This window comes from Verrucomicrobia bacterium S94 (genome assembly GCA_004299845.1).
GTDB lineage: Bacteria > Verrucomicrobiota > Kiritimatiellia > Kiritimatiellales > Pontiellaceae > Pontiella.
In genome coordinates this window covers 164,369-178,072 of sequence record CP036201.1, presented here as the reverse complement: position 1 = coordinate 178,072, position 13,704 = coordinate 164,369, and the positions used below count along the sequence as shown (strand labels likewise).

Annotated in this window: 15 protein-coding genes and 2 tRNA genes; 12 read left to right on the top strand and 5 right to left on the bottom strand. The window is 52.9% G+C overall.

Features of this window, described 5'->3' with window-relative positions:
• Window positions 1-7 precede the first annotated feature (7 nt).
• Genes EGM51_00675 through EGM51_00650 form a run of 6 tightly spaced genes read left to right on the top strand, consistent with a single transcriptional unit; the run spans window position 8 to window position 3,248 of the window.
• Complete coding sequence (locus tag EGM51_00675) at window positions 8-1,078, top strand: hypothetical protein (GenBank protein ID QBG45996.1); 1,071 nt, start codon at window positions 8-10, stop codon at window positions 1,076-1,078.
• The gene (locus EGM51_00670) at window positions 991-1,773 is read left to right on the top strand and encodes a hypothetical protein (protein ID QBG45995.1); all 783 of its coding nucleotides are present in this window, start codon (window positions 991-993) and stop codon (window positions 1,771-1,773) included. The genes EGM51_00675 and EGM51_00670 overlap by 88 nt, the downstream gene beginning before the upstream one ends.
• Entirely contained in the window at window positions 1,770-2,501 is a 732-nt protein-coding gene (locus tag EGM51_00665) for a tetratricopeptide repeat protein (GenBank protein ID QBG45994.1), read from the top strand. The genes EGM51_00670 and EGM51_00665 overlap by 4 nt, the downstream gene beginning before the upstream one ends.
• A gap of 35 nt (window positions 2,502-2,536) precedes the next feature.
• Window positions 2,537-2,758 carry a hypothetical protein gene (locus tag EGM51_00660; GenBank protein QBG45993.1) on the top strand — a complete coding sequence of 74 codons (222 nt, stop codon included), beginning with the start codon at window positions 2,537-2,539 and terminating at the stop codon, window positions 2,756-2,758.
• A gap of 11 nt (window positions 2,759-2,769) precedes the next feature.
• Window positions 2,770-3,030 carry a hypothetical protein gene (locus tag EGM51_00655; protein QBG45992.1) on the top strand — a complete coding sequence of 87 codons (261 nt, stop codon included), beginning with the start codon at window positions 2,770-2,772 and terminating at the stop codon, window positions 3,028-3,030.
• A 2-nt stretch (window positions 3,031-3,032) separates the two neighbouring features.
• Entirely contained in the window at window positions 3,033-3,248 is a 216-nt protein-coding gene (locus EGM51_00650; GenBank protein QBG45991.1) for an RNA-binding S4 domain-containing protein, read from the top strand.
• Between the two features lie 73 nt (window positions 3,249-3,321).
• Here EGM51_00650 and EGM51_00645 read toward each other — a convergent pair.
• A tRNA-Phe gene (locus EGM51_00645) sits at window positions 3,322-3,397 on the bottom strand.
• Window positions 3,398-3,561: 164 nt separating this feature from the next.
• Between EGM51_00645 and EGM51_00640 the strand changes: the two genes are divergently transcribed.
• A complete protein-coding gene (locus EGM51_00640; protein QBG49212.1) occupies window positions 3,562-5,157 on the top strand; it encodes a hydroxylamine reductase in 1,596 nt (531 codons plus the stop codon).
• Window positions 5,158-5,629: 472 nt separating this feature from the next.
• Here the strand turns inward: EGM51_00640 and EGM51_00635 are convergent.
• The 3 genes from EGM51_00635 to EGM51_00625 form a co-directional block, all read right to left on the bottom strand.
• A tRNA-Arg gene (locus EGM51_00635) sits at window positions 5,630-5,706 on the bottom strand.
• A 190-nt stretch (window positions 5,707-5,896) separates the two neighbouring features.
• On the bottom strand, window positions 5,897-6,856 hold the full coding sequence (locus tag EGM51_00630; GenBank protein ID QBG45990.1) for a hypothetical protein: 960 nt from the start codon (window positions 6,854-6,856) through the stop codon (window positions 5,897-5,899).
• Window positions 6,844-7,560, bottom strand: a complete 717-nt coding sequence (locus EGM51_00625; protein ID QBG45989.1) for a 4'-phosphopantetheinyl transferase superfamily protein — start codon at window positions 7,558-7,560, stop codon at window positions 6,844-6,846. The genes EGM51_00630 and EGM51_00625 overlap by 13 nt, the downstream gene beginning before the upstream one ends.
• Before the next feature lie 149 nt (window positions 7,561-7,709).
• On the opposite strand from EGM51_00625, the gene EGM51_00620 reads away from it, so the two are divergent.
• From EGM51_00620 to EGM51_00600, 5 genes are all read left to right on the top strand, one after another.
• The gene (locus EGM51_00620) at window positions 7,710-7,967 is read left to right on the top strand and encodes a (2Fe-2S) ferredoxin domain-containing protein (protein QBG45988.1); all 258 of its coding nucleotides are present in this window, start codon (window positions 7,710-7,712) and stop codon (window positions 7,965-7,967) included.
• 88 nt (window positions 7,968-8,055) lie between these two features.
• Window positions 8,056-9,756: a 4Fe-4S dicluster domain-containing protein gene (locus EGM51_00615; GenBank protein QBG45987.1), complete on the top strand. Its 1,701-nt coding sequence runs from the start codon at window positions 8,056-8,058 to the stop codon at window positions 9,754-9,756.
• Window positions 9,757-9,812: 56 nt separating this feature from the next.
• Entirely contained in the window at window positions 9,813-10,988 is a 1,176-nt protein-coding gene (locus EGM51_00610; protein ID QBG45986.1) for a serine/threonine protein phosphatase, read from the top strand.
• Entirely contained in the window at window positions 10,985-11,248 is a 264-nt protein-coding gene (locus EGM51_00605) for a hypothetical protein (GenBank protein QBG45985.1), read from the top strand. The genes EGM51_00610 and EGM51_00605 overlap by 4 nt, the downstream gene beginning before the upstream one ends.
• Window positions 11,248-12,720 (top strand): 4Fe-4S dicluster domain-containing protein, encoded by a 1,473-nt coding sequence (locus EGM51_00600; GenBank protein ID QBG45984.1) that lies wholly within the window; start codon window positions 11,248-11,250, stop codon window positions 12,718-12,720. The genes EGM51_00605 and EGM51_00600 overlap by 1 nt, the downstream gene beginning before the upstream one ends.
• A gap of 197 nt (window positions 12,721-12,917) precedes the next feature.
• On the opposite strand, the gene pflA is transcribed toward EGM51_00600, so the two are convergent.
• Window positions 12,918-13,670, bottom strand: coding sequence for a pyruvate formate lyase-activating protein (pflA, locus tag EGM51_00595; GenBank protein QBG45983.1), 753 nt, complete (start codon window positions 13,668-13,670; stop codon window positions 12,918-12,920).
• Window positions 13,671-13,704: the final 34 nt, after the last annotated feature.

Genomic DNA, 13,704 nt, shown 5'->3' with positions numbered 1-13,704 from the left:
AAGTAACTTGAGCACGTGCATTCGAAATCTGAAAATCATACTGCCGGTCATTGGGCTTTTTCTAATGGCTTTTTCGGGTTTTGCCGCCGACGTCAAAATGACCATAGAACCCGAACTGATCAGCCTGCTCGACCGGGCCATTCTCAAAGTGGAGTACAAAGATACCGACGGAACAGCCATCGACATTCCGGAAGTGGAGGGCCTCAACATTCAATATCAGGGCCCTTCGCGGCGCATGGAAATGATCAATTTCAAAACGACCACAACGGTAACCCATTCCTATCTGGTTACTCCGGAAAAAGTGGGCGACTTCACCATTGGACCGGTCACCGTAAAATTCAAGGGCGGCGAAAAAACGCTTTCCGCAAAACTGAAAGTCATAAAATCGGAGGATGATGAAAAAGCAAAGGAAATCTCCGAAATCATGTTTTCGGAGATTACAGCGGACCGCGAAGCACCGCATGTGAATGAACCTTTCGACCTGACCCTGAAAGTCTATATCAAAGATGGCGTCCAGACAGTCGGCGGGTTCAATATTGTCGGCGGCACGCCCGACCAGGGCCTCGACGGCGAAATCGAGTGGGAGGTTATCAACCGCGGACGCGAACAGAAAAAGGGCAATATTTTCAACGTATACACCGTCAAAGCGCGGGTAAAAACACTGACCGCCGGCACGTTCACCTTCCAGCCTCAGGTGCAGTTGAATGTGGTCATCCCCCGTCAGAACCGTCGCTCGTATCTGGGCGATCCGTTTTTCGGAGATTTGTTCGGTCGTCAGGAAACCCGCAGATTTATTCTCGACTGCAACAAACTCGACGTGGAAGTCAAACCGGTTCCCATGGCCGGAAGACCCGATAGCTTTACCGGCGGTGTCGGTTTGTTTGATTTCAATGTGGAAGTCGGTCCGGATCACGTGAAGGCCGGCGAGCCCATCACGGTGAAAATGCGGATCCGCGGACGGGGGAATCTAACCCAGATTACCCCCCGAAGATTCCGGAAAGCCCGGACTACAAACTCTATGAAGTGCGCAGTGTTCCGGCGGAGTCAGAGCATGAAGTCCGTTTCGAACAGGTACTGATTCCAAAGTCGGATGCCGTGACCGAAGTCCCGAAAATTGAATTTTCCTATTTCAACACCACAACAACGGATTTCCGTACCATCACCAAAGGTCCGTTCCCGGTCACTGTTGAACCGGCACCGCAGCAGACTGCTCAGGTCATCGCCACCACCCCTCACCTGGCACAGCAGGAAACCAAAGTGCTCGGTCGCGATATTATTTATCTGAAACCCATGCCGAAGCACTGGAAAAAAACAACAGATACCTTCTGGTATAAAACCACCCTGTTCCGGGTCCTCACCGCTCTGCCTCTGGCGATCCTGCTTCTGGGCGGCCTGATCAGCGCACACCGCAGCCGGCTCCGTAACAATGTGGCACTGGCCCGCCGCCAGAAAGCTCCCGGTGCCGCCCGCAAACAGATTCAGATGGCGGAACAGGCCATGCGGAAAAATGATGCCGCCGCTTTTTATGAAGCACTTTGGAATGCATTGGTGGACTATTTCGGACACCGGCTGAATCTGGCCCCCGGAGAAGTTTCAGTCCGGTATGTGGAAGACTCCTTCCCGGAGGAGAAGGAAAGCATCAGCTCCGTTTTCAATACGATTGAACAGCGGCGGTACGGCATCCGGCCGGAAGCATCCTCCAGAGAGGAAATGAAAGCCCTTCTGCGTGACCTTACCGCCCTTCTTAAAAAATGTGAAAGGGTGAAGCTATGATCCGTTTTCTGTACACCCTCGCTGCTGTTTTACTGATTTTCACGGCTGCATACGCCCAGGAGGATCTGTTCAACCGGGCTCAGGCGGCTTATGACGACGGCCGCTACGGCGAGGCCGCCATGCTTTATGAAAAAATGATTGCTGATGGTTTCGACAACCCGGAGATTCATTATAATCTGGGCAATGCCTGTTTTAAAAACAGCGAACTGCCCAATGCCGTACTGCATTACCGGAAAGCCTCATATGACCTGCCGCGCGATCCTGATATTCAGGCCAACCTGCACTTTGCATTGAATGCCGCAGGCGCAGCTGAAACCATACCCTCCTTCATCGATCGTTTTTTTTCATCCCTTTCCATGCAGGAGTGGATCATAACCGGAACAGGGGGCTATCTGCTGCTCTGCGCCGGTCTACTGGTATTGCTGTTTGTCCGAAAAGGCCGGCGGCAGACACTGAAGTTTCTGTTTCTTCCCCTCTTTATTCTGGCGGCGTCTTTTATGGGCTGGCGGCACTGGAACGACCTTCGGCTCCATCCGGAATGGGTAGTAACGAATAAAGAGGCCACCGCACTCTTCAGTCCCGTAGAAGGTTCGACGGCTCACTTCAAGCTGCCGATGGCCGCATTGGTTAAGCAGCGGAGTTCGCATGGCCCCGGCTGGATTGAGGTGGAATATGACGGGAAGCGCGGCTGGCTGAAACAGGACTATATTGATATGGTTTCTCCTTGATATAGAAGCAACCAAAGTAGTTAATGCCTTCTCTAATGATGAAACATAAAAATCCATTTCAACCCAAAGCCCTCCTCTGGTGGGTGGCCGTCATCTCATTGACCATTTCGTGGAGTCTTTACTTTGTCCTGGGAACGCAGGCCGAGATCGACGTCACAATGCGACAGCAGCGCATGATTTTCCCGCTCATAGGCACGGTAATCGCGGGTATCTGTCTGATTGCCGGAACGGCCAGCCGCTGGTTCTATCCGAAATAGAAAGAGTGCCTATGAAAGCCGATATTGAATGGACGGAAAAACTTGAGAACCGGGTTAAACGTAAAGTCCGCATAACCTTCCCCGGGAAAACACTGATGAAGTGGCAGACCAAGCGTTCCGACGAGGAAACCTGGGACTACGACACTCCGCCTACCCTGGAAGACTGGGATAATATCGTGGAAAAAGTCGATGTGCTCTACCACCGCAGACGTCTGCCCTATCACCGCCTGGAACTGGTTAAAAAGCTGCGCGATAAAGCCCGGGGAGAATAGCCATGGAATTTACGCTTAAAGACGAGTACATCGAACTCTGCAAACTCCTCAAAGCCGCTAACGTGGTCATGTCCGGCGGCGAAGGCAAAGAAGTTGTGGCTCAGGGACTGGTCACGGTAGACGGCGAACTAGAAACCCGGAAACGCTGTAAAATCCGTGCCGGACAGACCGTCGAATTCGAAGGAGTCACCATCGACGTTGTCGACGGAGCCCTTTAAAGAATCCGCCTAGTCCACCGCACCTGACAGAAAACAAAAAACCTCCGGCCCGTTAAAAGCCGGAGGTTTAAAATGGTGGCGAGACCCAGAATCGAACTGGGGACACGGGGATTTTCAATCCCCTGCTCTACCGACTGAGCTATCTCGCCTTGAAAACAAGAGTGCGCAGTATACGTATCCGCGCAGTTCCGTCAACGGTTTTACAAAATTTTCCGCTTCTTGACGTGCATCAAGGAAAGTTTCCTCATTCCGAGAATAATGGCCGCATCATTTGAAAATAAACGAGCCAAGAACCAAGGAGATAAAGATGAGCATGTTCTGTTACCAATGTGAACAAACCAGTCAGGCCACCGGCTGCACCGCCTTCGGCGTATGCGGAAAAGACCCGGAAACCGCAGCCCTTCAGGATCTGCTGATTGAAGTCTGCAAAAAGATTTCCCAAAAAGCCCATGCGCTGCGCCAGGAAGGAAAATCCACCCGCGACGCCGACCTCTTTGTCATGCAGGGCCTTTTCACCACAGTGACCAATGTAAACTTTGATCCGGCCGATATCGCCGGCATCATCTCCCGCGGTTTTCAGCTCGGAAAAGAAATGGGTGTCGAATGTGATGGCGAAATGCCGAACAATATCGATGAACTGATTTCCATGGGGGAAAAAATCGGCATTGAAAGCCGAATGAACACCCTCGGCCCCGATGTAACCGGTCTGCAGGAACTGATTCTCTACGGATTAAAAGGTACCGCCGCCTACGCCGACCACGCCTTCGTCCTCGGAAAAGAAGATGATTCTGTTTTCGCGTTCTTCCACGAAGCCATGGCCTTTCTTCTGAACCCGGAACCGACCGTTGACGAGCTGGTTGCACTCGCACTGAAAACCGGCGAGGTCAATCTGACCGTAATGGGTCTGCTCGACGGAGCCAACACGGAAACCTACGGGCATCCCGTTCCCACCCCGGTTCGCATTACTCCGGTAAAGGGCAAAGCCATTCTCGTTTCCGGTCACGATCTGAAAGATCTGGAAATGCTGCTCAAACAGACCGAAGGCAAAGGCATCAATATTTACACCCATGGTGAAATGCTTCCGTGCCACGGCTATCCGGAGCTGAAAAAATACAGCCACCTTGTCGGTAATTACGGCGGAGCCTGGCAGGACCAGCGCAAAGAATTCGAAGCCTTTCCCGGCGCGATTCTGATGACCACCAACTGCATTCAGAAACCGAAAGAAAACTATAAGGCCCGCATCTTCACCACCGGACTCGTTCAGTGGCCGGATGTGGAGCACATCGGTGACGATAAAGATTTCTCCCCGGTCATCGAAGCCGCCCTTGCGGCCGATGGCTTCGCAGAAACCGAAGAAGAAAAAACCATACTCACCGGATTCGGACATAATGCCGTGCTCGGCGTTGCCCCGCAGGTGATTGACGCGGTCAAAAGCGGTGCCCTCAAACACTTCTTCCTTATCGGCGGCTGCGACGGTGCCAAACCGGGCCGAAACTACTATACCGAGTTTGCGGAAGCCGTTCCGGACGATTGCGCCATCCTGACGCTCGCCTGCGGTAAGTTCCGCTTTAACAAACTCGACTTCGGCGACATCGGCGGCATTCCGCGGCTGCTCGACATGGGACAGTGCAACGATGCCTATTCCGCCATTCAGGTTGCAGTCGCTCTGGCCAATGCCTTTGAATGCGATGTAAACGATCTGCCGCTCTCTATGATTCTTTCGTGGTACGAACAGAAAGCCATCTGCATTCTGCTCACCCTGCTGCACCTCGGCATCAAAGATATCAAAGTCGGTCCCTCCTTGCCGGCCTTTATCACACCGACCGTGCTGCAGGTGCTCGTCGACACCTTCAACATCGCACCGGTAACCACCGTCGAAGAAGACATGAAACAGTGTCTCGGTGCCTGAACAGGGTTAGTGGGGACTAACACAGGGAATACCAGGGCGCTCCGTAAGGGGCGCCCTTTTTTATTCCACACGCTCCCCAAACAGTTTCGCGGCGATTTCGGCGGCACAGATCGAAAACAACAAATCGAAACCGTCTTCCCTTATACCAAACGTTAAAACTATCCGGTATAAATTTGATCTCTCGCAGAGGCGCTGAGGACGCAAAGAAATTCAGTCATAAATGGCTCCGCGCTCTCTGCGCGGAATAACGCTATCGTTAAGACCGGAATGTTGTAGTAAATGGTATTATTCATACACTCAGGAATCCAAGCACGATTTTCCAACCGGCAGATTCAGCCCCTGAGAGACAGTGCTGAAACATTGGATATCGAAAAGAAGGGAATCAAATCCGCGGAGCAAAGGACGGCAGGCGTTCTGTCGTAATACCGAAATAAAGGACAAGAAGTTGCTGAAAAGGGTCCGGACAAAAAAATGGCGCACCCGTCAGGAGTCGAACCTGAAACCTCCTGATTCGTAGTCAGGTGCTCTATCCAATTGAGCTACGGGTGCGCTTTAAAAGCGGTCTTTCATGCGAAAGAAGTGGGGAATCTATAGAGAACCTCTGATCCGGTCAATGGGAAAATGTTAAAAAATGAATCCCTATCCAGAAAGACGCTCAAAACCCGGAAATCAGACCGGACAAAGTGATATTTCTATACGCCGGAATGCTTTCCTTTCGCATATGCTGTGTATCTTGCGGTCACTCCATTTCATCCAGTTCCGGTTCGCAGAGCTCATAGAAATCGCACATGCCGCAGTTGGCCGGATCGAAGGTCAGCTCCCACTCCTCTTTAGGAAGCGGTTCATTTTTTTCGCGGTCTCCATCCACCAGATATTCGGTCATGGCTCCCACGGAATCACTCATCAGCAGTTTTGTTTCTTCAAGCTCTGCATCCGTAATCTGGAACGGCAGCACCTGCCCTTCATTGAGGTATTCGACGTAGAGAAAAATTTTATCCAGTTGCGCACCGTATTTCACCATCGCCCATAACGCATAGAGCGAAAGCTGGAGCCTGTGCTGATCGGTTTTAACTTTTCCTGCTTTCCAGTCATGAATATGCACTTCATCGTTCACTCTGTAGGCATAATCCGGGATCGAATAGATTTTCACCCCTTCATAAATAAAATGCTCTACATCGCCGCCGGTTTCCGGTGTCGCAATTCGGAATTCCTGCTGCGGCTTAACGGTTCCGATTCTGGGAAGAACCCGTTCGATAAAGTTTTTAATGCAGTTCTGAATCTGGGCGGCCAGAACGCGCTTGGCCTCTTTTTCCTCTTCGCCGGAAAGCTTTCCGTAATAATGATCCCGCAGACAGCAGAACTGTTTCGGATTTGAGCGCCAGTTCCCCTCCAGCGATTCATTCCATTTTTTAGTCATAAAAGGCCGTGCGATGGTTTTCCAGGCCTCCTCAACGGAAACACTTCTGCCGGCCTGATGCTGACGGAGCACCCACATAATGGCATTTTCCGCGGCCTGTCCCATCAATCCCCAGCGGTTATCCATTTTATTCAGTCGGTATGCCGTCTTCTGCTCCTCGGTCGCATTCCGCGCCCAACCGCCCCACATGGCATATTTACTCCAGTAGCGCCGGCGGCGGCACTGCTCGAAATCCTCCGCCGCACTGAACGACCATGAAAACGTGTTCTTTAACTGTCCCAATTTAAACCTCCAAAATCAAAACATGACACATTGTCAACCGGTTTGTCAGTCACAACAGCCGAAGCATATTCGGACCCGGCCTCCAGATGACGGAAAAACCAGCCCTCCTTTTCCCCGTCCTCTTGCGGCACCGAAAATGAAGAGAGTTCCCGGAAGAGACCGGAACCGACCGCCTTCACATACGCTTCTTTACGGACCCAGTGATGAAAAAACAGCGCATGTACATCATCGGCAGACCGGATAAGCGCGGTTTCATCCGGAGCGAAATACCGATCGGCAATGGACAGCACATCCATTTCACGGCGGATTCTCTCCACATCCACTCCCACCTGCCGGTTCCGGCCGAACGCCAGCACCACCCAGCTGCCGGAATGGGAGACATTGAACCCGATTGTATCATCGGATCTTCCGAAAGCCGTCGGCACAAGAACGGGCTTTCCGGTTTCTGAATAATGAAAAACCAGATTTTCCGGTGCATCCCCGGCATAAACGCTCAGCAGAATACGGAGCGCCCCGCGTGCAACTACCGAGATATGACGGTCGGTCTCGTGCAGAAACCGCGCAGCCTTTTCCTTTTCCTCATCACATAGAACCCGCTCCAGATCCTGAAGTTTTCCCATGCATTTCGGCACTTCAGCCCCCCAAATATGAATATCAGATAATTCAAGGTCCGGAATATCGTAAATCTGTTCAACACTTTCCATACGCCTCAGATCGTGAAGAAATCTGAATTTTTGCGCAAATAAAAACCCTGCTCCCGCAACTGAAAGCCTCTTATCATTATATATTTATCGATTGACATATATCGATTCAGGAATACCCTTGTTCCGCATATGCATTACAGGGGAAAGCAATGAGCAACAGCATCACAATCTGCATGGGAAGTTCCTGCTTTGCGCGCGGTAATCGCGAGCATCTGGAGCTGATTGAAAATTATCTGCATGGCAACGGCATTGCCGCCGCCATCACATTCTCGGGCTGTCGATGCCGGGGCGAGTGCGGATGCGGCCCCAATATTGAAATCAACGGCAACCTCCACCGCGAACTGGATACAGGAACCCTGCTCGACCTGCTGGAATTCTATTTTGCAGAGGTAAAAAATGAAACCTGACAGCTCCTGCGCTCAAACGTTTCCCGATTAAAAAATTCACCCTATTCACCCATCCTTATCCTGCGGCCTTCAATCAACAGAACATTCCATGAACCGAAAATATCCCATCTACACCGAAGAAACCGACTGCCGCGACTGCTACAAATGCGTGCGTCACTGCCCGGTCAAAGCCATTAAAATCGAAAACGGCCACGCGGAAGTCATTCCGGAGCGCTGCATTGCCTGCGGCCTCTGTGTGCATACCTGTCCGGCGGGAGCTAAAAAGGTTCGGAACGACCTCACACGAGCCAAAAACCTGCTGCAGCGAAAAAGTAAAGTCATCGCCTCACTCGCCCCGTCCTATGCGGGTGAATGGCCGGATACAGCACCTGAAGCGATCGTCGGCGCCCTCAAACAGCTCGGTTTTTATGCCGTCAGCGAAACGGCACTCGGCGCCGAAGCGGTAACCCGCTCGCTTGCGGAATCACTGAACCACGCCCGTCCGGGCTTACATATTTCCACGGCCTGCCCGGTCGTCGTGGACCTCATCCGCAAATACCGCCCCGAATTTACCGGCTGCCTTTCCCCCTTACTCAGCCCCATGCAGGCACACGCCCGGTACCTGAAAGAACATTATGGCCCGGATACCGCCGTGGTGTTCATCGGCCCATGTATTGCCAAAAAGTGCGAAAGTGACGAATTCAGCGGACTCACTGATATTGCACTGACCTTCAGCGAACTTGCCGAATGGCTGGATGAATGCGGTATTATTCCGGCCGAATCAGCCCCGGCAGCTTTCGAGCCGCAAGAGGCAAAACACGGCGCGCTCTATCCGCTGGCCGGCGGAATGAATAAAACGCTGGAGGACTATCCACTTCCCCAAACCGAACTGCTGGCCATGAACGGTCTTGAAGCCGTTATCCAGACTCTGGAAAACCTGGATACAGAATCACTTGGAACTCCGGTTTTCCTTGAGGCCCTGGCCTGCCCCGGCGGATGCATCGGCGGTCCCCAGACGAAGGCCCGCCAGACCCTGCTCGCCGGAGAACTCGCCATCCGCCGCAACGCCTGCCCCCAACGGCCTTCCGCCCCCGCTCGAGCTATTGCCCACTCCTTCTCCCCCGTCCCGCCGACGACGGACCGCTTAACAGAAGCCGAACTGCGTTCGGCACTGGAACGGGTCGGAAAATATAAACCGACGGACGAACTGAACTGTGGCGGATGCGGCTATGAAACCTGCCGTACATTTGCCGAAGCCCTCTTTTATGAAACAGCCGAGCCCGACATGTGTCTGTCCTACCTTCGGAAACAGGCGCAGAAAAAAGCCAATGCTCTGCTCCGTTGTATGCCCTCGGGCGTGGTGATTGTGGACGATACCCTCCGGGTGATTGAGTGCAATGAAAACTTTGCCCGACTGGCCGGAGAGGAAACACTGCTGGCTTACGAAGCCCGGCCGGGACTTGAGGGTGCCGACCTGCGAAAAATTCTGCCTTTCGCACCGTTGTTCAGCGAAGTAAACCGGAGTGGTCGGGAATACCATTCCGACACTCTTCGCTTTGATGAGCGCCTCCTTAAAATAAGCATCTTTCCCATTGAAACCGGAAAATCCGTCGGGGCCACGCTGCTGGATGTTACTCAGACAGAATACCGACGGGAGCTGATCGCCCGGAAAGCGCGCGAAGTGATTGATAAGAACATGGCTGCCGTGCAGGACATTGCCTGCAAACTCGGTGAACATATGGCAGACACGGAAATTCTTCTGCGCTCGATTGCCGAAGATTATGCCGAAACACCGGAACAGCATTCATAAATCCGGCCCCAACCAGATCCCACGGATTCAACATCCGTAAAACCCATGGATCAGAAATGAAGAATTTATTCAAAGAACTGGAATTTCATCAGGTCCGCAAAGCCTCGGAACATACCGCCGGCGACGCATTCATGGTGAAGAAAGATCCGGAAAACCACCGCCTGCTGGCGGTGCTTTCCGACGGACTCGGCAGCGGCGTAAAAGCAAACATCCTGGCCAATATGACAGCCAGTATGGCCATCAAATTCGCCGATTCCTATACCGATTTCGTTCACTACGCCAAAGTGATTATGAACTCGCTGCCGGTCTGTCGGGTCCGTCGGATTGCCTATGCCACATTCACCGTCATCGACTGCCGCCGGAACGGCTCCGTACAGATTGTTGAACAAGGCAATCCGCCCTTCATCCTGCTGCGAAACGGCAACCCGGTTGAAATTCCCTTCCGTGAATTCGGGAGTGATCAGAATGATTACCGTACGTTGCGTGTAAGCCGTTTTACAGCACAGCCGGAAGACCGCATCATTTTTTTCAGCGACGGCGTAACCGAAGCCGGCATGGGCACCCCGACCCACCCACTGGGCTGGCGCAGCCGGGGCTGTGCCGCCTTCTCCAGGGAACGGATTCAGCACGACTCCTCCATGTCCGCACGCCGGCTTGCCCGTGCCATTGTACAGGCCGCCCTCCAGCATGAACCCGACAGGAAAGCCTATGATGACATTACCTGCGGCGTACTCTATTTCCGAACTCCGCGCAGAACCCTGCTGGCATCCGGCCCCCCTTTTTCAGAACAAAAAGATCGGGAATATGCCGAAACCATCCGTCGGTTCGACGGAACCAAAATCATCAGCGGCGGCACATCCGCCGAAATTGTCGCCCGCGAACTGAACCGGGAAATTCATACCGACCTTTTCCGCTTCAAACGAGCCTCTCTGCCGCCGGTTTCAGAGCTGGAAGGTATCGATCTGGTAACCGAAGGGATTCTGACTCTCACCGAAGTACTGAACCTGCTGGAAGGCAAAAAAAAATCAATCGGAAAAAATGCCGCCACACTGCTGAAAGAACAGCTGCTGAATTCCGATATCATCCATCTGCTCGTCGGCACACGGATCAATCAGGCCCATCAGGATCCCAGTCTGCCGATGGAACTGGAAATCCGGCGCAGTCTGTTGCGGCGTATAGCAACCGTATTGGAAGAGAATTATCTGAAAGAAGTTACCCTGGAGTTTATATGAAAACCGTTAACGTTTCGATCTGTACAGGAACCACCTGCTATCTGATGGGCGGTGCCCATCTGCTGACCTTTAATGACATGCTGGATCCCGTAACGGCCCAGTATGTCAATCTGACCGGCTCCCACTGCCTCGGCTTATGCGCTCATGAAAAAAACGGAAAAGCTCCGTTTGCCCGGGTGAACGACCGGGTGGTTTCCGATGCCACCCTCAACAAACTGCTCCGCGCTGTACGTGAAGAGATCGGCATGGAGGTTGAATAATGTTTCATGACAACAAGGCCAACCGCCTCCGCAAAGAAATTCTGGCCCGGGTTGCCCGCGCCTTCTTTGCTGAACAGCCCGATGATACGCTGAACCGTATCCCGATCAGTATGCGGCCGAAAGAGGCAAAGGACTCTTCGCGCTGCTGCATCTATAAAGACCGCGCCGTCGTGAAATACCGAACCATGGCCGCCCTGGGCTACAGTGTGGAAAATGAAACCGATGAACTGAAACCGATCAGCGCCTATTTTGAAGATGCGCTCCAGCGGCCGAAAGCGGCCGCCCCGGTTCTGACGGTCATAGATGTGGCCTGCAGCGCCTGCGTAACCACACAGTATTCCGCAACCAACGCATGCAAAGGATGCCTTGCGCGCTCCTGCGAAACCGTCTGTCCCAAAGGGGCCATCGAACCCCGCGAAGGAAAAGCCTGGATCAATCCCGCAAAATGTGTGAACTGCGGCCTTTGCATGAAGGCCTGTCCTTACCATGCCATTATCCGCATCCCCATTCCGTGCGAAGAAGCCTGTCCTGTCGGTGCCATCACCAAAGATCCGGATACCGGCCGCGAGACCATCGACCATACCCGGTGCACCTATTGCGGAAAATGCCTGCGCGAATGCCCCTTTGCCGCCATCACCGATCTTTCCCAGATGATTGATGTGCTGAAGACACTGGGGAGCAGATATACCGTTGCCATGATCGCTCCGTCTATTGCCGGCCAGCTTCCCGGCACCCTTCCTCAACTCATTACCGCCCTGAAAGCCATCGGATTCGCCGACGTAGTCGAAGTGGCTGTCGGAGCCGATGAAACAGCAGTGCATGAAAGTGCTGAATGGAAGGAAAAAACCGGCAGCGGCGACCGGTTCATGACCACCTCCTGCTGTCCTGCCTATATTGAAACCGTGGAAAAACATCTTCCGGACCTTAAACCGTTTGTCTCGAACACCCCTACTCCGATGGCCTACACCGCTGCCGCCGTTCGGAAAATAAATCCGGATGCAGTAACGGTTTTCATCGGTCCATGCATCGCCAAACGCGTTGAAGCACAAAAAAATGACACGGTTGATTTTGTCCTCACGTTTGAGGAGCTCGGCGCCATTCTGGTAGGGGCGGGAATCGATGTACAGGAATGCCAGGAAGCACCTGCAAAGATCGCCCCCTCCCGCGAAGGACGCGGTTTTGCAGCCAGCCGGGGCGTGACAGCGGCCGTCCAGGCGGCATTACCGAACGGCACGCCCATCGATCCGGTTCAGATTGACGGGATCGATAAAAAGAGCATTCGCCAAATGCAGCAATGGGCAACAGGCTCATGCCCCGGAAACTTTGTTGAAGTCATGTCATGCGAAGGCGGCTGCATTGCAGGCCCCGGAACAATCGGAAACCCGCGAATCGCCCACAAAACACTCCGCAGACTGTGCGATGAAAGCACCCCTTTAACTCCGAACGGAACAGCATGCTTAATTTCGATATAAAAATATCGTTTATACGATTGACTTTTATCGATATTTTTATACCTTTTCAACTTATCCAGACAGGACATGGTATAAAAATGATTCATAGTCACTGATCTGAATTCCGGGACTACTCCGACTCCCGTAACAAAGCGGCGCGGAACAGTGCTTTTGCCACCACTGTTCCGCGCCGTTCCCTTTTCCGCTGTTGGAAAAAACTATTCGACCATCAGCCCCGCAGCCCGGAAAATACCGGCATACTCTTCCACCTCTTCCGCGCCCGGCTCCCAGGTTTCAGAGAGTCGGTAAGGCAGTTCATATTTTTTCCATTTCCATTCCCCCATTTTATGAAACGGGAGCAGTTCAACCCGCTCGATATTCCCCTGCGCCTTCGCCCACCGCGCCAGTTTTTCCAGGCAGTGAACCCGGTCGTTCAGGCGCGGCACAATAACATAGCGCATCCAGACCGGCTTCTTCACCGATGCCAGATATTCCGCAAAGGCCATGGTGTTTCTGTTGGATTCACCGGTAATGATCTGATGCATGTTGGCATTCACACTTTTGATATCCAGCAGAAACAGATCCGTCCGCTCAACAATCCGTTTTACGGTCTCCGTGATCAGCGTAAACCCGCTGGTGTCCACCACCGTATGAATACCCTCTGCCCGGCAAAGCTGCAGCAGCGCTTCAAGAAACCGCGGACGACTCATCGGTTCTCCACCGGAAAAGGTCACGCCCCCGCCGGACGATTTCCAGAAATTGCGGTATTTACTGATTTCGTCAAAAACCTCGCCGGCGGTATATTCATCGCCCCCGCCGAATTCCCAGGTTTCGGGATTATGACAGTAGAGACAGCGCAGCGGACAACCCTGCATAAAAACCACCGTACGCAATCCCGGACCATCCACTGTTCCGCAGCTTTCAAAAGCACTGATCCGGCCGCGGACCGCTCTGGCTTCTTCAATCGTCATGCCTGCTTTCTACCGCAAAGACGCCGGAAACTCA

Bases quoted from the DNA above. Each gene is read 5' to 3' on its own strand.
- EGM51_00620 (QBG45988.1), top strand. From the start codon at position 7,710: ATGAGCAACAGCATCACAATCTGCATGGGAAGTTCCTGCTTTGCGCGC.
- pflA (QBG45983.1), bottom strand. From the start codon at position 13,670: ATGACGATTGAAGAAGCCAGAGCGGTCCGCGGCCGGATCAGTGCTTTT.
- EGM51_00665 (QBG45994.1), top strand. From the start codon at position 1,770: ATGATCCGTTTTCTGTACACCCTCGCTGCTGTTTTACTGATTTTCACG.
- EGM51_00615 (QBG45987.1), top strand. From the start codon at position 8,056: ATGAACCGAAAATATCCCATCTACACCGAAGAAACCGACTGCCGCGAC.
- EGM51_00610 (QBG45986.1), top strand. From the start codon at position 9,813: ATGAAGAATTTATTCAAAGAACTGGAATTTCATCAGGTCCGCAAAGCC.
- EGM51_00650 (QBG45991.1), top strand. From the start codon at position 3,033: ATGGAATTTACGCTTAAAGACGAGTACATCGAACTCTGCAAACTCCTC.
- EGM51_00640 (QBG49212.1), top strand. From the start codon at position 3,562: ATGTTCTGTTACCAATGTGAACAAACCAGTCAGGCCACCGGCTGCACC.
- EGM51_00625 (QBG45989.1), bottom strand. From the start codon at position 7,560: ATGGAAAGTGTTGAACAGATTTACGATATTCCGGACCTTGAATTATCT.
- EGM51_00660 (QBG45993.1), top strand. From the start codon at position 2,537: ATGATGAAACATAAAAATCCATTTCAACCCAAAGCCCTCCTCTGGTGG.
- EGM51_00600 (QBG45984.1), top strand. From the start codon at position 11,248: ATGTTTCATGACAACAAGGCCAACCGCCTCCGCAAAGAAATTCTGGCC.
- EGM51_00655 (QBG45992.1), top strand. From the start codon at position 2,770: ATGAAAGCCGATATTGAATGGACGGAAAAACTTGAGAACCGGGTTAAA.
- EGM51_00605 (QBG45985.1), top strand. From the start codon at position 10,985: ATGAAAACCGTTAACGTTTCGATCTGTACAGGAACCACCTGCTATCTG.